21 protein-coding genes are annotated in these 18,377 nt (G+C 69.9%); 17 read left to right on the plus strand and 4 right to left on the minus strand.

From position 1 onward, the window contains the following. Positions 1 to 11: 11 nt before the first annotated feature. Positions 12 to 941, plus strand: coding sequence for an alpha/beta fold hydrolase (locus tag AC07Q9_RS01265; protein WP_495306953.1), 930 nt, complete (start codon positions 12 to 14; stop codon positions 939 to 941). Beyond that, entirely contained in the window at positions 938 to 1,816 is an 879-nt protein-coding gene (fghA, locus tag AC07Q9_RS01270; RefSeq protein WP_495306954.1) for an S-formylglutathione hydrolase, read from the plus strand. The genes AC07Q9_RS01265 and fghA overlap by 4 nt, the downstream gene beginning before the upstream one ends. A gap of 15 nt (positions 1,817 to 1,831) precedes the next feature. Here the strand turns inward: fghA and AC07Q9_RS01275 are convergent, their stop codons facing one another. Together AC07Q9_RS01275 and AC07Q9_RS01280 are read right to left on the minus strand one after the other, a co-directional pair. Further along, positions 1,832 to 2,815, minus strand: a complete 984-nt coding sequence (locus AC07Q9_RS01275) for an AraC family transcriptional regulator (protein WP_495306955.1) — start codon at positions 2,813 to 2,815, stop codon at positions 1,832 to 1,834. A gap of 97 nt (positions 2,816 to 2,912) precedes the next feature. After that, a complete protein-coding gene (locus AC07Q9_RS01280; protein WP_495306956.1) occupies positions 2,913 to 4,322 on the minus strand; it encodes a serine hydrolase domain-containing protein in 1,410 nt (469 codons plus the stop codon). Positions 4,323 to 4,443: 121 nt separating this feature from the next. Here AC07Q9_RS01280 and AC07Q9_RS01285 point away from each other — a divergent pair, with 121 nt between their 5' ends. Genes AC07Q9_RS01285 through AC07Q9_RS01300 form a run of 4 tightly spaced genes read left to right on the plus strand, consistent with a single transcriptional unit; the run spans position 4,444 to position 6,372 of the window. Then, complete coding sequence (locus AC07Q9_RS01285) at positions 4,444 to 4,947, plus strand: GNAT family N-acetyltransferase (RefSeq protein WP_062470730.1); 504 nt, start codon at positions 4,444 to 4,446, stop codon at positions 4,945 to 4,947. A gap of 26 nt (positions 4,948 to 4,973) precedes the next feature. Next, on the plus strand, positions 4,974 to 5,369 hold the full coding sequence (locus AC07Q9_RS01290; RefSeq protein ID WP_495306957.1) for a VOC family protein: 396 nt from the start codon (positions 4,974 to 4,976) through the stop codon (positions 5,367 to 5,369). Further along, the gene (locus AC07Q9_RS01295) at positions 5,366 to 5,752 is read left to right on the plus strand and encodes a TfoX/Sxy family protein (protein ID WP_495306958.1); all 387 of its coding nucleotides are present in this window, start codon (positions 5,366 to 5,368) and stop codon (positions 5,750 to 5,752) included. The genes AC07Q9_RS01290 and AC07Q9_RS01295 overlap by 4 nt, the downstream gene beginning before the upstream one ends. After that, the gene (locus tag AC07Q9_RS01300) at positions 5,749 to 6,372 is read left to right on the plus strand and encodes a 3'-5' exonuclease (RefSeq protein ID WP_495306959.1); all 624 of its coding nucleotides are present in this window, start codon (positions 5,749 to 5,751) and stop codon (positions 6,370 to 6,372) included. Before AC07Q9_RS01295 ends, AC07Q9_RS01300 begins: the two co-directional genes overlap by 4 nt. Before the next feature lie 10 nt (positions 6,373 to 6,382). Here AC07Q9_RS01300 and AC07Q9_RS01305 read toward each other — a convergent pair whose 3' ends face one another. After that, complete coding sequence (locus AC07Q9_RS01305; RefSeq protein ID WP_495306960.1) at positions 6,383 to 7,111, minus strand: alpha/beta fold hydrolase; 729 nt, start codon at positions 7,109 to 7,111, stop codon at positions 6,383 to 6,385. Between the two features lie 168 nt (positions 7,112 to 7,279). Here AC07Q9_RS01305 and AC07Q9_RS01310 point away from each other — a divergent pair, with 168 nt between their 5' ends. From AC07Q9_RS01310 to AC07Q9_RS01330, 5 genes are all read left to right on the plus strand, one after another. Beyond that, positions 7,280 to 7,597 (plus strand): ArsR/SmtB family transcription factor, encoded by a 318-nt coding sequence (locus AC07Q9_RS01310; RefSeq protein ID WP_495299268.1) that lies wholly within the window; start codon positions 7,280 to 7,282, stop codon positions 7,595 to 7,597. Positions 7,598 to 7,892: 295 nt separating this feature from the next. Beyond that, positions 7,893 to 9,179: an arsenic transporter gene (locus tag AC07Q9_RS01315; RefSeq protein ID WP_495306961.1), complete on the plus strand. Its 1,287-nt coding sequence runs from the start codon at positions 7,893 to 7,895 to the stop codon at positions 9,177 to 9,179. 29 nt (positions 9,180 to 9,208) lie between these two features. Further along, a complete protein-coding gene (arsC, locus tag AC07Q9_RS01320) occupies positions 9,209 to 9,640 on the plus strand; it encodes an arsenate reductase (glutaredoxin) (protein WP_495306962.1) in 432 nt (143 codons plus the stop codon). Next, positions 9,624 to 10,343 carry an arsenical resistance protein ArsH gene (gene arsH, locus AC07Q9_RS01325; RefSeq protein ID WP_495306963.1) on the plus strand — a complete coding sequence of 240 codons (720 nt, stop codon included), beginning with the start codon at positions 9,624 to 9,626 and terminating at the stop codon, positions 10,341 to 10,343. The genes arsC and arsH overlap by 17 nt, the downstream gene beginning before the upstream one ends. 148 nt (positions 10,344 to 10,491) lie before the next feature. Next, positions 10,492 to 11,517, plus strand: coding sequence for an AraC family transcriptional regulator (locus tag AC07Q9_RS01330; protein WP_495306964.1), 1,026 nt, complete (start codon positions 10,492 to 10,494; stop codon positions 11,515 to 11,517). A gap of 10 nt (positions 11,518 to 11,527) precedes the next feature. Here AC07Q9_RS01330 and AC07Q9_RS01335 read toward each other — a convergent pair whose 3' ends face one another. Then, positions 11,528 to 12,724, minus strand: coding sequence for an ABC transporter substrate-binding protein (locus AC07Q9_RS01335; RefSeq protein ID WP_495306965.1), 1,197 nt, complete (start codon positions 12,722 to 12,724; stop codon positions 11,528 to 11,530). A 189-nt stretch (positions 12,725 to 12,913) separates the two neighbouring features. Between AC07Q9_RS01335 and AC07Q9_RS01340 the strand changes: the two genes are divergently transcribed. Genes AC07Q9_RS01340 through AC07Q9_RS01365 form a run of 6 tightly spaced genes read left to right on the plus strand, consistent with a single transcriptional unit; the run spans position 12,914 to position 18,371 of the window. Then, positions 12,914 to 14,176, plus strand: a complete 1,263-nt coding sequence (locus AC07Q9_RS01340) for a dienelactone hydrolase family protein (protein WP_495306966.1) — start codon at positions 12,914 to 12,916, stop codon at positions 14,174 to 14,176. Then, a complete protein-coding gene (locus AC07Q9_RS01345; RefSeq protein ID WP_495306967.1) occupies positions 14,173 to 15,138 on the plus strand; it encodes a PDR/VanB family oxidoreductase in 966 nt (321 codons plus the stop codon). The genes AC07Q9_RS01340 and AC07Q9_RS01345 overlap by 4 nt, the downstream gene beginning before the upstream one ends. Before the next feature lie 23 nt (positions 15,139 to 15,161). After that, the gene (locus tag AC07Q9_RS01350) at positions 15,162 to 16,517 is read left to right on the plus strand and encodes an aromatic ring-hydroxylating dioxygenase subunit alpha (RefSeq protein ID WP_495306968.1); all 1,356 of its coding nucleotides are present in this window, start codon (positions 15,162 to 15,164) and stop codon (positions 16,515 to 16,517) included. Continuing rightward, positions 16,514 to 16,999, plus strand: coding sequence for an aromatic-ring-hydroxylating dioxygenase subunit beta (locus AC07Q9_RS01355; RefSeq protein ID WP_354347311.1), 486 nt, complete (start codon positions 16,514 to 16,516; stop codon positions 16,997 to 16,999). Before AC07Q9_RS01350 ends, AC07Q9_RS01355 begins: the two co-directional genes overlap by 4 nt. Next, a complete protein-coding gene (locus tag AC07Q9_RS01360) occupies positions 16,996 to 17,589 on the plus strand; it encodes a cysteine hydrolase family protein (protein ID WP_495306969.1) in 594 nt (197 codons plus the stop codon). The genes AC07Q9_RS01355 and AC07Q9_RS01360 overlap by 4 nt, the downstream gene beginning before the upstream one ends. Further along, complete coding sequence (locus AC07Q9_RS01365; protein ID WP_495306970.1) at positions 17,586 to 18,371, plus strand: SDR family oxidoreductase; 786 nt, start codon at positions 17,586 to 17,588, stop codon at positions 18,369 to 18,371. Before AC07Q9_RS01360 ends, AC07Q9_RS01365 begins: the two co-directional genes overlap by 4 nt. The last annotated feature ends 6 nt before the right edge of the window (positions 18,372 to 18,377 follow it).

An 18,377-nucleotide genomic window follows, 5' to 3' on the forward strand; every position in this document is an offset into this window, starting at 1 on the left:
AGGCGCCCGCCATGAACCGCATGGAACCCTTGCGCACCATCGAAGCGGGCGTCCTCGAGATCGCCTATTACGAAGCCGGCCCCGCCGACGGCCCGCCCGTGCTGCTGATGCACGGCTTTCCATACGACATTCACACTTACGCCGAGGTCGCGCCGATGCTGGCCGCCCAAGGCTGCCGCGTGATCGTGCCGTACATGCGCGGTTACGGCGCCACGCGCTTCCTGAGCGAGGCCACGCCGCGCTCGGGCGAACAGGCGGCCTTCGGCGCCGACCTGCTCGCGCTGCTCGACGCCTTGAAGATCGAGCGCGCCGTGCTGGCCGGCTACGACTGGGGCGGCCGTGCCGCCTGCGTGGTCGCGGCACTGTGGCCCGAGCGCTGCGCGGGGTTGGTCTCGCTCAACAGCTACAACATCCAGAACATCGCGAAGGCGATGGAGCCGGACACGCCCGCCAACGAGCACAGCCTCTGGTACCAGTACTACTTCCACAGCGAACGCGGGCGCGCCGGTCTCGCGAAGGACCGCAAGGCCCTCACCAGATTGCTGTGGCAGTTGTGGTCGCCGACATGGCAATTTGACGAGGCCACCTTCGCGCGCAGTGCCGCCGCCTTCGAGCACCCCGACTTCGTGGACGTGGTGATCCATTCGTACCGCCACCGCTTCGGCCTCGTGCCCGGCGACCCGGCCTATGCCGACATCGAACGCCGCCTTGCCGCGCAGCCGACGATCACCGTGCCCGCCATCACCTTCGACGGCATCGACGACGGCGTGCGACCGCCCGCCGATGCCTCGGCCCACGCGCACCGCTTCAGCGGACCGCGCTCGCACCGCCTCGTGCCCGGCGCGGGCCACAACCTGCCGCAGGAAGCGCCGCGCACCTTCGCGGACGCCGTGCTTGAACTCGTGCCCGCGCTGCGGAGCCAGACGACCTCTTCTTCATGACCGACACCGCCCCGACCCTTCTTTCCGAACACCACGCCTTCGGCGGCGTGCAGCGTTTCGTCGAGCACCGCTCGCACGAGATCGGCCTGCCGATGCGCTTCTCGGTCTACCTGCCGCCGCAGGCCGCGCACACGCGCGTGCCCGCCCTGCTCTACCTTGCCGGCCTGACCTGCAACGAAGAGACCTTCGCGGTGAAGGCCGGCGCGCAGCGCATGGCCGCCAGCCTGGGCGTTGCGCTCATCGCGCCCGACACCAGCCCGCGCGGCACGGAACCCGAAAGCCTGCCGGGCGCCAAAGACAGCTGGGACTTCGGCATCGGCGCCGGCTTCTACCTCGACGCCACCGCCGAGCCCTGGACCACGCACTGGCGCATGGAAAGCTGGATCGTGCACGAGCTGCTGCCGCTGGTGGCCCGCCACTTTCCCATCGACGGCGAGCGCATCGGCATCTTCGGCCACTCGATGGGCGGCCACGGCGCGCTCACGCTGGCGTTGCGGCACCCGGGGCGCTTCAAGTCGCTCTCGGCCTTCGCGCCGATCTGCGCGCCCACCCAGTGCCCGTGGGGCCAGAAGGCCTTCGCCGGCTACCTAGGCGAGCCCGGCGACGACCGCGCGCAATGGCTCGCGCACGACGCCAGCGCGCTGATGCAATCGCAGACCGTGGCGCCCTATCCGCAGGGCATCCTCATCGACCAGGGCCTGGCCGACAAATTCCTCGCCGAGCAGCTGCACCCCGAGGCCTTCGAGGCCGCCTGCTTCGCCGCCGGCCAGCCGCTCACGCTGCGCCGCCATGCGGGCTACGACCACGGCTACTACTTCATCCAGAGCTTCATGGCGGACCACATCGCGCACCATGCGCAGACGCTGAACGGCTGACCGCGAGCGATCGGCTCAGGGGCGGCGCGACTTCGCCCGTGCCAGGCTCTCGCGCGGCAACTCGCCGAAGCGCTCGCGGTAGTGCGCCGCGAAGTCGCCCAGGTTGGCAAAGCCCCAGTGGCAGGCGATGTCGGCCACGCTCGCGCCGCCCACGGCATCGAGCAGTTCGTCCCGCGCGCGGTCGAGCCGGCGCTGCAGCACGAAGCGCATCGGCGAGACGCCCAGGCGCTTGTCGAAGCCGCGCGACAGCGCACGCGCCCCGACACCCACCGCCCGCGTGATGTCGCCCAGCGTGGGCAATTGGTCGAGGTGCGCTTCGATGTAGTCGATGGCGCGCTGCACCGCGTCGGGCGCCTCCGGGGTTCGGGCCAGCTGCTGCGATTGCGCATGCGGCCAGACCATCAGCAGCTCGAGCAATGTCGCCTCCTGCCAGCGGCGCTCCAGCACGGCACGCATCGGGTGCGCGACGGCGGGCACGGCAGCCAGCCGCGGCGCCAGGCCGGCCAGCCATTGCGCGGCCGGGCTGCCGCCGGGCACGTAGGCGTCGAAGCGCAGGCGTTGCGGGCGGTCGCTGCCGAGCAGCACGCGGCAGGCCTCGTCCATGTCGGCCATCGTGACGCGCAGGTTGACCAGCCGCATGTCGCTCGACATCGGAATCCGCCGCAGGTCGTCCGGGTCGAGGGCGCTGGCGTCGCCGACATGCGCCGGCTGGCTGCCCACCGCGCTGCGGCCCTGCACGAGCAGCGCAAAGGCCCAGAAGTCGCGCTGCGTGATGTTGCGGGCCACCGCCGGGCAGCCGTACTGGATGCGCGAGACGTTCAACCCGCCGAGATCGAAGCCCGACAGCCGCAGGTCGATCTCGGCGCGCGGGCGCAGCTCCAGCGCATGCGCGCCGTAGAGCTGCGCCACATGCTGGCGCGCCGCATCGGGGTCGTGCGTGCGGAACGCGGCGCGCCAGCGTCCGGGCGGCGGGCCTTCGGTGGCGACAGGCAACGGCATGGCGATGGCGGGCGGGGGCCGAGGATGGCAACAGGCGCATGCTGATCCCCAGGCCCCCCGGCGTCAATGCGCCAGGACACCGCCGCTGTCGCCTGCGTCACACCCAGAAGCCGTACCGGTTCGAGGTGCGGCCCAGCACGCCGTAGACGGCATCGACCAGCGACTGGCCCCGGTCGTTCAGCAGCGTGCCCGGCCCCATGCGCGTCATCTGGTAGCCGAACGACATCTGCGCCTGCGGGTCGGCGAAGCCCAGGCTGCCGCCGAAGCCGGCATGGCCGAAGGCCTGAGGGCCCAGGATCGCCGAGTTGCCGGGCGCCCTCGCCCGGTTGTCGATGCCGCCATGAAAGCCCAGCCCGAAACGGCTCGCGAGCAGGGCCATGCGCTCGACCGGCGCGGCAGCATGGACCACGCCCAGCTGGGCCGTGTAGTCCTCCGGCAGCAGGCGCACGCCGTTCAACGCACCGCCGTTGGCCAGCGCCGCGTACATCGTGGCGAGCCCGCGCGCGTTCGTCACGCCGCCGGCCGCGGGAATCTCGGCCTGCAGCGACGCCTTCGTGTTGTACGCGGGCGGCGTGTCGGGCGGCAGGCCGAGCCAGCCGCCGACGTTGAAGAACATGGCCGCCTGCATCGAGGCCGGGTCGCGCGCGATCGCCTGGGCCACCGGATCGACCGGCAGCACCTCGGTGGCCGCCATCATCGGCGCGACGCGCGGCAGCACGGCCTCCGGCGTGCCGATCCAGAAGTCGATGCCCAGCGGCGCCGCGACGTGCCTGGCGAAGAAGGTGCCGAGCGACAGGCCGCTCACCCGCTTGACCAGCTCGCCGACCAGCCAGCCGAAGGTCATGCCGTGGTAACCGTGGGCCGTGCCCGGCTCCCACCAGGGCGTGGTCGCCGCGAGCAGGCCGCTCATGTAGTCGGGGTCGGCCCAGCCGCCGGGCCGCACCGGGGTGCTGAACGGAATGGCCGCCAGCCCGGCCGCATGCTGCAGCAGCATCCGCACGGTGATGACATCCTTGCCCTTTTCGGCGAATTCGGGCCAGTAGTAGGCGACCCACTTGTCGAGGTCGAGCTGGCCCTGCGCCACGAGCATGTGCGCGCACAACGCCGTCGCGCCCTTGGTGCACGAGAACACCAGCGACACGTCGTCGCGCGCCCAGGGCACCGAGGGCCTGGCGGCCAGTGTGTCCGAGTGGCCGCCCCACACGTCCACCACCGGCACGCCCTTGACGGTGACGGCGAGCGAGGCGCCGATCTCGCGGCGGTCGCGGAAGTTCGCCACGAAGGCGTCGAGCACCGGCTGGTACGCCGGCGCCACATGGCCGCTCACGAGGCCGCCGTCGGGCAGCGGCTGAACCACCGGCGGGTTGACGGGCGCGATCCATATCGGGTTTTCGCCGGCGGACGCGCCGCCGCAGGCGTTCAACGCACCGGCAGCGGCGGCGCCCAGCAGCGCGGCGCCGCCGCGCGAAAGAAAGTGCCGCCGGCTGGCGGTCGAGGTGTCGGTCATCCGTGTCTCCAACCTCGCCTCAAACGGGCGAGTGCGAGGCAGTGTCAAAAGGCGCGGCGGCGGCGTCTACCGCCCCACGGACCCGCGCTGTCGCCGGACGGAACTGCTGCGCGTGGCTATCATGGTCCGCATGTCCGCCGCCCAGATTCCTGCCTTCCAGCTGCGCTCGCGCGATGGCGGCGCCGAAGAGAACATGGTGCTCGCGGGCATCTGGCGCCGCGCCTGGGTGTCGGCCAACCGCAGCGCCGTCCACGTCGAGCCCATCGGCCACTGGCTGCGGCGCGTGCAGACCGAATTCATCCCGCCCGCCGACGTGGTGCTGGCCGAGCGCGACGGCCAGGTGCTGGCCTTCATGGTGCTGCTCACGGCGCGCGAGTACGTGGCCCAGCTGTTCGTCGAGCCGCACCTGCGCAGCCAGGGCCTGGGCAAGGCGCTGCTCGACGAGGCCTGCGTGCGCATGCCGCACGGCTGGCGGCTGCACGTGGCCGTCACCAACACCGAAGCGCAGCGCTTCTACGAACGCTACGGCCTCGTGCGCGGCGTGGTCGACCGCCACCCGGGCAGCGGACGCGAACGCATCGCCTACCATTGGTCGCCCAGCCGCGCGCCCTGGCGCACGGGCTGACACCCTCCGCACTTCCTTCCTGCCCCATGCGCATCCGCATCGACCACATCGCCCTCTGGACCACCGACCTCGAACGCTGCAAGCGCTTCTACGTCGACTACTTCGGCGCCACCGCCGGCGCCGGCTACGTCAACCCGGCCAAGGGCTTCGCCTCGTGCTTCCTGAGCCTGGACGATGGCGCGCGCATCGAGGCCATGACCACGAGCACGCTCTCGCCCGTGGTCGCCGAGGCCGGCGCGCAGCGCATGGGCTGGACGCACCTGGCGATCTCGGTCGGCTCCGACGCCGAGGTCGATGCGCTCACGCAGCGGCTGAAGGCCGACGGCTACCCGCTGCTCGACGGCCCGCGCCGCACCGGCGACGGCTACTACGAGAGCGTGGTGCTCGACCCGGACGGCAACCGCATCGAGATCACGTCATGAGCGCCTTCGTCCAGAGCCTGCACGAGACCTTCGAACGCCTCGGCCGCATCGAGACCCGCCGCATGTTCGGCGGCCACGGCGTGTGGCACGAGGGCCGCATGATCGCGCTCGTCGCGAAGGACACGCAGTATCTCAAGTCCGATGCCGGCAGCGCCGCGCACTTCGATGCACTGAACCTGCCGCCCTTCACCTACGTGCGCGCGGGCAAGGAGATGCCGATGTCGTACCGACTGGCGCCGGCCGACCTGTTCGAAGACCGCGAGGAAGCGGCGCGCTGGGGCCGCCTGGCCTACGAAGCCGCGCTGCGTTCGGGCCAGCCGCCGAAGCCGAAGAAGCCCAAACCCAAGACACCCCCCAAGGCCGCGAAAGCGAAGACCCGGTGAACGACCAGAACAACAACCACGGCCACCGGCTACCTCCGCTTCCCGAGCGCGAACAGATCGCGCTGCTCGACCCCTTCGACAGCCTCAACCTGAAAGACATCGTGGTCGTCAGCTCACTGGCCGAAGCCGAACGCGCCGCCGACGAATTGCTCGACGCCGGCGTGGCGGGCTTCGACACAGAGTCGCGCCCCACCTTCGCGAAGAACGAAGTGTCGACCGGCCCGCATGTGGTGCAGTTCGCCACGCGCGACACGGCCTGGCTGTTCCAGCTGCACCGCGACGAATGCAACCCCGTGGTCGCGGGCCTGCTCGCGTCCACCGAACTACGCAAGGTCGGCTTCGGGCTTTCGAGCGACCTGTCGCTGATCCGCCTACGCCTGGCGATTGCGCCGCAGGCCGTGTTCGACATCGACGACGAGTTCCGCCGGCGCGGCTACCGCCGCTCGGTGGGCGTGAAGACGGCGGTGGCGCTGATGTTCAACCGCCGCTTCGCCAAGTCGCGCAAGGCGACCACCTCGAACTGGGCGCACAAGCAGCTCAGCGAATCGCAGATCCGCTACGCGGCCAACGACGCCTATGCGTCGCTGCGCGTGTTCGACGCGCTCTTTCCGAACGACTGAACCTCCGCCCTCAGTCGCGCCCCGCTTCGAGGATCGCCTGCGCCAGCCGCGCCGGGTTCGAGAAGAACATCTCGTGGCTGCCCGGGCACTCCACGAGCCGGAACAACCCCAGCCGCTCCGACAGCCGCGGATGCCACGGCAGGCTGTGCGGCAGCGCCGTGTCCTGCTGGCAATTGACGTAAGACTTGCCCAGCGCCAGCGCCGCCAGCGGCTGCTTCAGCTGGATCTTGTCGGTGAAGGTGCGGTACGGGTGCGGGTTGAGCTTGTCGTAGGCGGCCTGCGCCAGCGCGAGATCGGCGTCGTTGATGAAGGCCTCGCGCCAGATCTCGAAGGGCAGCGTCACGGCGTTGTTGTTGGCCGCAGCCACCGCGTCGAACATGGTCACGTAGTGCGGCGGCACCATGTCGTTGAGCGCCTCGCCATCGAGCGGCACGAAGGCGTTGATGTAGACCAGCCGCCGCAGCCGCGCCGCGATGCGGTCGGCCACGCCCGAGATCACCATGCCGCCGTAGCTGTGGCCCACGAGCCGCACCTGCGTGAGGTCTTTTCCCTCGATGAAGCGGACCACCGAGGCGATGGCGTCGGCCAGGCCGGTGCCCGCGCGGTCGTCGCCGGGGTTGTTGCCTGCCACGGTGGGGCAATGCACGGTGTGGCCGGCCGCGCGCAGGCCGTCGGCCACGGCCTCCATTTCGGCGCCGGTGTGCCAGGCGCCGTGAACCAGAACATAGGTGTCGGACATGGATGTCTCCTTCGTTGGATGCGTCGTTGGGGAATGAACCGAGGGCGACTGTAGAAAAAGCGTTGCGTCGCGGATGGCCGCTGCCTGCCAGGGCGATGGCCGATTCGTGCCACCGGTCTTTTGGTCTTTCGGGTTGCCTCGATTCAATAATTCAAAGATACTTGAATAATGGAAGAAAACGATGTGGTCCGCGCCTTGGGCGCACTCGCGCAACCCGTGCGCCTGCGGGTGTTCCGTGCCTTGGTGGTGGCGGGGCCCGACGGGCTGACGCCGGGTGCGCTGACCGAAGCGCTGGCGGTGTCGGCCACGGGGCTGTCCTTTCACCTCAAGGAGCTGGTGAACGCGAGCCTGGTCTCGCAGGAGCGCCAGGGGCGCAACCTCATCTACCGCGCGTCGTTCGAGCGGATGAACGGCCTGCTCGGCTACCTCACCGAGAACTGCTGCCAAGGGGAGCCTTGTCTTCCGGCGAGCACCTGCGACTGCTGACCATGAAAGCCTGTGCTGTTGCACGCCGAGTGCGTGTGCTCTGGCGTGCTCACGCCGACGGGGCACCTTGCTCCGCGAATGTCCTCCGGCCTGCGGCCTCCCCCTTGATTTCGCTGCGCAAGGCACCCCATCGGCGTGAGCATTGTTCGCGGCGGTCGTTGATCGGCGAGCACCAGCAGCGCCTCCATGTGCGCAGGGCACTGGGTGCTTCCCGCAGCGAAATCAAGGAGGAGCCGAAGGCGGGGGACATTCGCGGAGGGAAGTACCCGGTGGCCTGTGCACGCGCCCTGAAAAAATGACCACCGCCCTCCTCATCTTCGCCGGCACATTGCTGCTCGTGATCTGGCAGCCCCGCGGCCTCGGCATCGGCTGGAGCGCCTCCCTGGGCGCCGTCATCGCCCTGCTCCTCGGCGTGGTGCAGCTCACCGACATCCCCGTCGTCTGGGCCATCGTCTGGAACGCCACCGCGACCTTCATCGCCGTCATCCTCATCAGCCTGCTGCTCGACGAAGCCGGCTTCTTCGAGTGGGCCGCCCTGCACGTGGCCCGCTGGGGTCGCGGCAACGGCCGGCGGCTGTTCGCCTTCATCGTGCTGCTGGGCGCCGCGGTCTCGGCCCTCTTTGCCAACGACGGCGCGGCGCTGATCCTCACGCCCATCGTGATGGCGATGCTCGTGGCGCTCGGCTTCACGCCGGCCACCACCCTGGCCTTCGTCATGGCGGCGGGCTTCATCGCCGACACGGCCAGCCTGCCGCTCATCGTGTCGAACCTCGTGAACATCGTGTCGGCCGACTTCTTCGGCATCGGCTTCAACGCCTATGCCTCGGTGATGGTGCCCGTCAACGTCGCCGCCGTGCTCGCGAGCCTGGGCGTGCTGCTGTGGTGCTTCCGGCGCGACATTCCCGCGCGCTACGACATGGCCCGCCTCAAGAACCCCGCCGATGCGATCCGCGACCGCGACACCTTCCGTGCGGGCTGGGTGGTGCTCGCGCTGCTGCTCGTGGGCTTCTTCGGCCTGGAGCCGCTGGGCGTGCCGGTGAGCGCCGTGGCCGCCTTCGGCGCGGTGATCCTGCTCGCGGTGGCGGCGCGCGGCCCGGTGATCCACACGCGCCAGGTGCTGCGCGGCGCGCCCTGGCAGATCGTCGTCTTCTCGCTGGGCATGTACCTCGTGGTCTACGGGCTGCGCAACGCCGGGCTCACCGGCCAGATCGCCACGCTGCTGAACCTGTTCGCGCAAGGCGGCGTCTGGGGCGCGGCCATGGGCACCGGCTTTCTCGCGGCGGTGCTCTCCTCGGTCATGAACAACATGCCGACCGTGCTGGTCGGCGCGCTGTCGATCGAGGCCTCGGGCGCGGTGGGCCTCGTGAAGGAGGCGATGGTCTATGCCAACGTGATCGGCTGCGACCTCGGCCCGAAGATCACGCCCATCGGCAGCCTGGCCACGCTGCTGTGGCTGCACGTGCTCGCGAAAAAGGGCATGACCATCACCTGGGGCCACTACTTCCGCATCGGCATCGTGCTGACCCTGCCCGTGCTGGCCGCCACGCTCGCCGCGCTGGCGCTGCGGCTCAGCCTCGGCTGACCCACTTTTTTTCTCTCAACGAGCCTGCCATGAGCGACATCACGATCTATCACAACCCCGCCTGCGGCACGTCGCGCAACGTGCTCGCGCTGATCCGCAACACGGGCGACGAGCCCACCGTCATCGAGTACCTGAAGACCCCGCCCGACCGCGCCACGCTCACTCAGCTGATCGCGGCGATGGGCGTGCCCGTGCGCGAGGTGCTGCGCCAGAAAGGCACGCCGTACGACGAGCTGGGCCTGGGCGATCCCAAGTGGAGCGACGAACAGCTCATCGACTTCATGGGGCAGCACCCGATCCTCATCAACCGCCCCATCGTCGTCACGCCGCTGGGCACGCGCCTGTGCCGGCCTTCGGAGGCCGTGCTCGACATCCTGCCCAGGCCGCAGCAAGGCGCGTTCGCCAAGGAAGACGGCGAAGCCGTGATCGACGCGAAAGGCCAGCGTGTCGCCAAGCCCTGATCTGCCCCACGTCGACGCCGATGCGTTCCGTGTCCCCCGCCTGCAGGCGCTTCTGCCCGCCGCGCGCGCCACGCACGCACCGCGCATCCTGCTGCTGTACGGTTCGCTGCGCGAGCGCTCCTACAGCCGCCTGCTGACCGAAGAGGCCGCCCGCCTGCTGCGCGCGATGGGCGCCGAGCCCCGCATCTACGACCCGCGCGGCCTGCCGCTGCCCGATGGCGAACCCGAAGACCATCCGAAGGTGCAGGAGCTGCGCGATCTTGCGCAGTGGGCCGAGGGCATGGTGTGGACCTCGCCCGAGCGCCACGGCGCGATGACCGGGATCATGAAGGCGCAGATCGACTGGATTCCGCTGGCCGTCGGCTCCGTGCGGCCCACGCAGGGCAAGACGCTCGCGGTGATGGAAGTGTCGGGCGGCTCGCAGTCGTTCAACGCGGTGAACCAGCTGCGCGTGCTGGGCCGCTGGATGCGCATGATCACCATCCCCAACCAGTCGTCGGTGGCCAAGGCCTTCCTCGAGTTCGACGACGCGGGCCGCATGAAGCCCTCGCCCTACTACGAGCGCGTGGTCGACGTAATGGAAGAGCTGGTGAAGTTCACGCTGCTCACGCGCGATTGCGCGGACCACCTGGTCGACCGCTACAGCGAGCGGCGCGAGAGTGCGGAGGCGCTGTCGAAGCGCGTCAACCTGCGCAGCATTTAGACACAAGGGTCGGCAAGCTTCTTGCAACGGGGACGCCCGTTGCCCGGGCAACTCCCATGGCGGCGCGCGGCGCACCCACGTAGATTCCAGCGTAGAAAAAAGCGTCCGTTTCCGTCGCTTTCCCCACTTTGGCCCCGCAGGAGTGTCCATGGACGCATGGTCGAGTCAGCAACTGTCCCCGCTGTACAGGCGCGAGGTCTTCCGCTCGCGCGAGGCCGAAGAGACAGACGCGCGCGTGGCGCGCGAACTGAAGCCGCACCGCAGCGCGTGGGGCGCGGGCGATGTCGATGCCGTCTTCTGCCGCGCCGAAATGAGCGCACTGTCGCTGTGCATCCTGCGCTACGGGTGCGACGTCGACATCGAGCCCGACGCGCTCGGCAACTTCGTGCTGGTGCAGATGCCGCTGCGCGGCCGCGCCGACATCCACACCGGCGGACAGACGCTGCAGATCCATCCCGGGCAAGGCGCCATCATTTCCGCCCACAAGCCGGTGCGCCTGCGCTGGCATGCCGACTGCGAACAGCTGATGCTGAAGATCGAACTCAGCCGCCTGCAGGAGGTGGCGCGCCATGCCTTCGCGCTGCGCGGCGGCGACACCGTGGGCGAGATCGACTTCGACATGCCCCTGCGCCTGGACGACGCGGCGGGCACGCAGTGGTGCCGCATGGTGGCGAGCCTGGCTTCGCTGCTGCCGCCCACCGAGTTCGAGCGTTATGACCCGCGCTGGCTCGCGCACTGTGAAGACAACCTCATGCTCTACCTGCTGTGCCACCGGCCGAACTCGGTGCTGCAGCGGCATGCCGACGCGCAGCGCGGCACCGAGGAAACCAGCCTGAGGCAATTGCGCCGGGCCGAAGAGTTCATGCGCGAGCGGCTCGACTCGCTGCTCTCGCTCGAAGAGGTGGCGCAGGCCGCGGGCGTCACGCGCCGCGGCCTCGCCCTGCTCTTCAGGCGCCACCGCGACCTGTCGCCCGGCGAAGTGCTGCGCAACATGCGGCTCGATGCCGCGCACGCACTGCTGGCGCGGCACGACGGCGCCAGCGTCACCGAGGTGGCGCTGAACTGCGGCTTCTCGCACTTGAGCCGCTTTGCCGCCTGCTACCGCGAGCGCTTCGGGCAGCTGCCGCGCGACACCTCGCGCGACCCCGCGCGGCTGCCCGCCGCGCGGCACTGAACACACCTCCTCAGGACTTCATCGCGCACTGCGCGGCGGTGCGGTCCTGGTAGCGCTCCAGCACGGTGCCGATCACCTTGTTGGCGATGCGCCCGCTGCCGTCCTTGGCGACCACGCGCAGGTAGTAGTTCTGGATCGGGAAGTTGTTGGAGCCGTAGCGAAAATCGCCGCGCACTGACTTGTAGTTGGCCGCCTTGATCGCCTTGAGCAGCGCGGGCTTGTCGGCCACCTTGCCGCCGACGTCGCGCACGGCCGCATCCATCGCCATGAGCACGTCATAGGCCTGGCCGGCATAGAACGACGGGTTGCGCCCGTTGTTCTGCTGGCGGAACGCAGCCACGAAGCGCTGGTTGGCCGGGTTGTCGAGGTCGAACGACCAGTGCGCCGTGTTGAACAGGCCTAGCATCGGCTCGCCGACGGCGGGGATCATGTCCTCGTCGGCCGAGAAGGCGGTGGAGATCAGCGCCACGTCTTTCGACAGCCCCGCGCCGACGAACTGCTTGATGAAGCTCACGCCCATCGCGCCGGGCAAAAAGAAGTACAGCGCATCGGGCTTCGAGGCGCGGATCTGCGCCAGCTCGGCCGAGTAGTCGAGCTGCCCGAGCTTGGTGTACAGCTCGTCGCCCACGGCGCCCTTGAAGGTGTGCTTGAAGCCGTTGATGGCGTCCTTGCCGCCCGGGTAGCTGGGCGCGATCATCGCGACCTTCTTGAAGCCCTTGTCGCTCGCGAACTTGCCGGCCGACTCGTAGTACGCGTCGTTCGGGTACGAGGCGCCGAAGAAGTACGGGTTGCAGCGCGCGCCCGAGTAGTCGCTCGGGCCGGTGTTGCTCGACAGGTAGGGCACCTTGGCAGCGAAGAGCGGCGGGCCGACGGCCAGCGCGACCGACGAACCGACAGGCCCGGTGAACAAATCGATCTTGTCGCGCAGCAGCATGCGCTCGACCACCTGGCGTGCCATCTCGGGGTTGCCGGCCGTGTCGGCCTCGACGAACTCCACCGGCACGCCGCCGAGCTTGCCGCCCAGCTGCTTCATCGCCACGGCAAAGCCGGCCTTGGCCTCGGCGCCGCCGACGGCGAACGGGCCGGACAGGTCCATCGCCAGGCCGACTTTCACGGTCTGCGCGGTCTGTGCCTGCGTGGGTAAAGCCAGCGCGCCCACCAGGACGGTGAGCGCGCACAAGACGGATCGGGGCGTGGCCTGCGACATGAAAGGTCTCCTCGGGGTGAGTTCGTTGAACGTGGGGGGCTGCTGCAAATGCAGGGCGCAGTCTCTGTGCGGCGGCGGCGCCCCGCTATCCGTTTCGTGCGACCGAAACCGCTGCACGAAATGGACAGACAACAGGCCGGCGCGCTCCCCAGAATCGCCGCCGACCCCACCACTTCAAGAGACGAACCGATGAGCGACACCATCGACATCCCGGCCGGCGACGGCACCCAGACCTTTCGCGGCTACCTGGCCTTGCCGGCCTCGGGGCGCGGCCCCGGCATCGTGCTGTGCCAGGAGATCTTCGGCGTCAATGCCTATGTGCGCGAGGTGGCCGACCTCTATGCGCAGGAAGGCTACGTGGTGCTCGCGCCCGACCTGTTCTGGCGCATGGAGCCCGGTGTCGATCTGGGCTACTCGCCCGAAGACTGGCAGCGCGCCTTCGGCTTCTTCCAGAAGTTCGACATCGAAGCCGGCGTGGCCGACGTCACGGCCAGCGTGAAGGCGCTGCGCGCGCACCCGGCCTGCACCGGCAAGGTCGGCGCGCTGGGCTTCTGCCTTGGCGGCAAGCTGGCCTACCTGGCCGCCGCGCATTCGGGCGTGGACGCGGCCGTGGGTTACTACGGCGTGGGCATCGAGGGCGCGCTCGACCTCGTGCCGCAAATCAAATGCCCGATCGCCCTGCACTTCGCCGAGCTCGATCAGTTCTGCCCGCCCGAGGCCCGCGCCCAGGTGCTCGAAGCCTTCGCCGGCCAGCCCGAGGCGCAGATGTACGTCTACCCTGGCGTCGACCATGCGTTTGCGCGCACCGGCGGCGACCATTTCGACAAGCCCTCCACGCTCATGGCGCACCAGCGCTCGATGGCGCTGTTCAAGGAGGCGATCGGCCCCGTGTACGACCTCTCGGCGCTGTGGGACAAGCACTGCGAGTACGAGTTCGCCACGCGCGACGTGGTCGCCACGATGGCCACGATGGTGAGCGAGCCCTACGTGAACCACATCCCGACCATGACCGGCGGCGTGGGCGCCAAGGAGCTGTCGCGCTTCTACAAGCACCACTTCATTCCGAGCACGCCGCCCGACACGCGGCTCACGCCCATCTCGCGCACAGTGGGCGCGACGCAGATCGTGGACGAGATGCTGTTCAGCTTCACCCACACGGTCGAGATCGACTGGCTGCTCCCGGGCATCGCGCCCACCGGCAAGCCGGTGGAGATTCCGCTCGTGGCCATCGTGAAGTTCCGTGGCGACAAGCTGTATCACGAGCACATCTACTGGGACCAGGCCAGCGTGCTGGTGCAGATCGGCCTGCTCGATCCGAAGGGCCTGCCCGTGGCCGGCGCCGAGACGGCGCGCAAGCTGGTCGACGAGACGCAGCCGTCGAACACGCTGATGCCGCGCTGGGAAAAATCGACCGGCCTCACCATCGCCGACCCGGCGCTGCCCCTGGGATGAGCCACGCCGCCGACATGCTGGCGCTGGTCGTGGACGCGGTCGCGCCGCTCACGCCGGCCATCAAGGCCTTCGTGCTGCGCTCGGCCGGCGGCGAGCCGCTGCCGCCGTTCACGCCGGGCGCGCACCTGGGCGTGCAGGTGGTGCAGGCCAACGGCCATCCGGGCCAGCGCGCCTATTCGCTCGCCAAGCCGCACGACGGCTCCGACCGCTGCGAAATCGCCGTGCTGTGCGAACCGCAGGGCGCGGGCGGCTCGGCCTGGATGCACGCGCTGCAACCCGGCACCGCGCTGGCCGCGCACGCGCCGCGCAACGACTTCGCACTGCACGCGGGCAGCGCGCCGCCGCTGCTCATCGCGGGCGGCATCGGCATCACGCCGCTGCTGTGCATGGCGCGCTCGCTCGCGGCCGAAGCCCGCCCCTTCGAGTTCGTCTATGCCACGCGCAGCGAAGAAGCCACGGCCTACCTGCACGAGGTGCGCGCGCTCGGCGGCACGGTGGTGCACGACGGCGGCGACCCGGCACGCGGCATTGACCTGCGCGCGCTGCTGGCGGCGCCCGTGCCCGGCCGCCACCTGCATGTGTGCGGCCCGCGCGGCATGGTGCAGGCCGTGGTCGACACCGCCCGCGCGCTCGGCTGGCCCGACGACCACGTGCATTTCGAACTCTTCGCCGGCGCCATCGAGCAGGCGGGCGATGCGCCCTTCGAGGTGCGCACGCTGCGCTCGGGCAAGACGCTGACCGTGGCGCCCGACCAGAGCCTGCTCGACGTGCTCATCGCCGCCGGCCTGGACCCGCTGTACGACTGCCGCCAGGGCGACTGCGGCGTGTGCGTGGTGGACGTGGTCGAGGGCGTGCCCGACCACCGCGACCACAACCTCAGTCCGCGCGAGAAGGCGGACGGCAAGACCCTGTGCACCTGCGTGTCGCGCGCGAAGACGCCGCACCTGGTGCTCGATATCTGATGACGTTTCAGGAGACCCACCCGATGAATTCCGTGATCCCCATCATCCCCATCGCGGCGACAAGCCCGATCGACATCCAGTCGCTCGTGCAGCCCGACCGCGTGCACAAGCGCGTCTACACCGACCCCGCCATCTTCGAGCTGGAAATGGACCGCGTGTTCGGCCAGGCCTGGATCTACATCGGCCACGAAAGCCAGGTGCCCAAGCCCGGCGACTACTTCACCACCCGCCTGGGCCGCGAGCCCGTGGTGATGGTGCGGCACACCGACGGCCAGGTGCACGTGATGTTCAACCGCTGCCCGCACAAGGGCGCCAAGCTCGTGCCCGACGGCAGCGGCAGCGCCGGCAAATTCCTGCGCTGCCTGTACCACGGCTGGACCTTCAAGTGCGACGGCAGCCTGCTGTCGGTGCCGCTGCGCAGCGGCTACGAATGCACCGCACTCGACCTGAAAGACCCGCAGTACGGCGTGCGCAAGGTGGCGCGCGTGGCCTCGCACCGCGGCTTCGTGTTCGCCAGCCTGTCGGAAGACGGGCCCGAGCTGAAGGAATTCCTGGGCGGCGTGGCCACGTCGCTCGACAACTTCTGCGACCGCGCCCCCGAAGGCGAAGTGGAAGTGGCCGGTGGCGTTCAGCGCGTGATCCAGCGCAACAACTGGAAGATCTTCTTCGAGAACCTGCACGACACCATCCACGCCGTGGCCACGCACGAGTCGTCGTGGCGCGCGGCCAAGGAAGAGCACGAGGCCATGCCGGCCGGCACGCCCAAGCCCTTCGAGGTGGTGATCGTCGACGGCAACGGCGAGCCGCTGGAGTTCTGGGAGAAGCTGGAGCTCAAGGGCTACGACCACGGTCACGGCTTCATGGAAGGCATCTTCGTGCCGCCGACCGACCCGGTGAGCCTGGCCTACGTGGCCTCGCTCGAAGCCGCGAAGGGCGCCGAAAAGGCCGACGCGATCCTGCGCGTGAACCGGCACAACACCATCGTGTACCCGAGCTGCTCGCCGCACACCTCGTTCCAGCAGATCCGCGTGATCCGGCCGCTGTCGGTGGACCGCACGCTGGTCGAGATCTTCAGCTTCCGGCTCAAGGGTGCGCCGGAGGCCACCTTCCAGCGCACGCTCAAGTACACCAACATCGTCAACTCGCCCTCGTCGAACGTGATGCCCGACGACCTGGAGGCCTACAACCGCGTGCAGGAAGGCCTGGGCTCCGACGGCGGCGACTGGGTCAGCATGCACCGCGCCGCCGGGCGCGACCAGCCGCTGCCGGGCGGGCGCGCGTCCAACGGCAACAGCGAGATGCCCTCGCGCAACATGTTCGCGGCGTGGGCCGGCTACATGGGCGTCGATACGGGTGCACAGACCGGGAGCGCCGAATGAACTTCCGCGACTGGAACGAACAGCAGGACCTCACGCAGTTCCTGCACCACGAGGCGCGCCTGCTCGACGAGCACCGCTGGGACGAATGGCAGAAGCTCTTCACGCCCGACGGCCTGTACTGGGTGCCGCTGGTGCACGGCCAGGCCGACCACCTCAACCACGCCTCGCTGTTCTGCGAGGACGCCCTGCTGCGCTCGATGCGCGCGCGGCGGCTCGAGCAGGCCCGTGCCTATTCGCAGCAGCCGCCCACGCGCACCGTGCACGTGCTGGGCAACATCGCGCTCGAATCGCGCGACGACGCGGGCTGCACCGTGCGCTCGACCTTCCTGCTGCTGGAGTGGCGCAAAACCGAGCAGCGCACCTTCGGCGGCAGCGTGCTGCACACGCTGCGCCGTGCCGACGACGGCTGGCGCATCCAGACCAAGCGCGTCGACCTCGTCAACTGCGACGCGCCGCACGAAGCCCTGCAGGTGTTCCTGTGAAGGCCGCGCTGCTGGCGATGCACTACCAGAACGACGTGCTGCACGTCGACGGCAAGGTGCGCGTGGGCGTGGCCGCCGACGACCCGGCGCGCCCGCGCCTCATCGCCTCGGCCGCACGGCTCATCGCCGGGGCGCGCGCGAACGGCGTGCCGGTGATCTTCGTGCGCATCGCCTTCGCACCGGATTACTCGGACTGCCTGCGCAACTGCACGCTGTTCCGCCGCGTGGCCGAGAGCGGCGCGGTGCAGGAAGGCAGCTGGGGCGCGAGCTTCTACGACGAACTCGCGCCGCGGCCGGGCGAGGCCGTCGTCACCCACAAGCGCAACAACCCCTTCTGGGCCAGCGGGCTCGAAGAGGCGGTGCGCGCCACCGGCGCCAGCCGCCTGTACGTGGCCGGCATCGCGACCAACCACGTCGTCGAACACGGCGCGCGCCATGCGAGCGACCTGGGCTACGACGTGGCCGTGGTCGCCGACGCCTGCAGCACCGCGCAGACGCACCTGCAGGCGGCAAGCCTGGAAACCCTGGCGATGCTCGCGGACGTGGTGCGCGTGGATGAGGCCGTGGCGCAGATGGGAGGCCGGCCATGACGACGCTGCAGGGCAAGGTCGCGATCGTGACCGGCGCCGCCGCGCTGCTGGGCAGCGCCATCGTGCGGGCCTTCGTGCAAGCCGGCGCGCGCGTGGTGGCAGTCGACATCGACACGGCGCGCGGCGCCGCGCTGGCCGCCGACGTGGGCGCGGGCTGCCGCTTCGTCGCCTGCGACATCGCCTCGGACGACGCACTCGATGCGCTCGTGGCCGGCACGCTGCGCACCGAAGGCCGCATCGACTTCCTCATCAACAACGCCGTGGTCTACGGCGACGCGGGGTTGAATGCCGCGCGCGCCGACTGGCTGGGCGCGCTGAACGTCAACCTCGTCTCGGGCGCGATGCTGGTGCAGAAGACCGCCGACGCGCTGGCCGCGCACGGCGGCGCCATCGTGAACATGGGCAGCGTCGGCGGCAAGTTCGGCGCGGCGGGCCGGGCGCTGTACCCCGCGGCCAAGGCCGCCATCCTGCAGCTCACGCGCAACCAGGCCGCCACGCTGGCGCCCCGCGGCGTGCGGGTGAACTCGGTGTCGCCGGGCTGGACCTGGTCGGACGCGCTGTCGCGCATGACGAACGGCGACCGCGCACGCGCCGACCGCGTCGGCGCGCCGATGCACCCGCTGGGCCGCGTGGGCGACGGCGACGACGTGGCGCAGGTGGTGCTGTTCCTGTGCTCGGACGCGGCGCGCTTCGTCACCGGTGCGGACATCCCGGTCGACGGCGGCTTCTCGATGCTGGGGCCCGACCAGGGGCGGTCGGCGCGCGACTGGTTCGAGGCGTAGCCGGCG

It is taken from the genome of Variovorax sp. GW821-FHT09A10, from assembly GCF_059418385.1.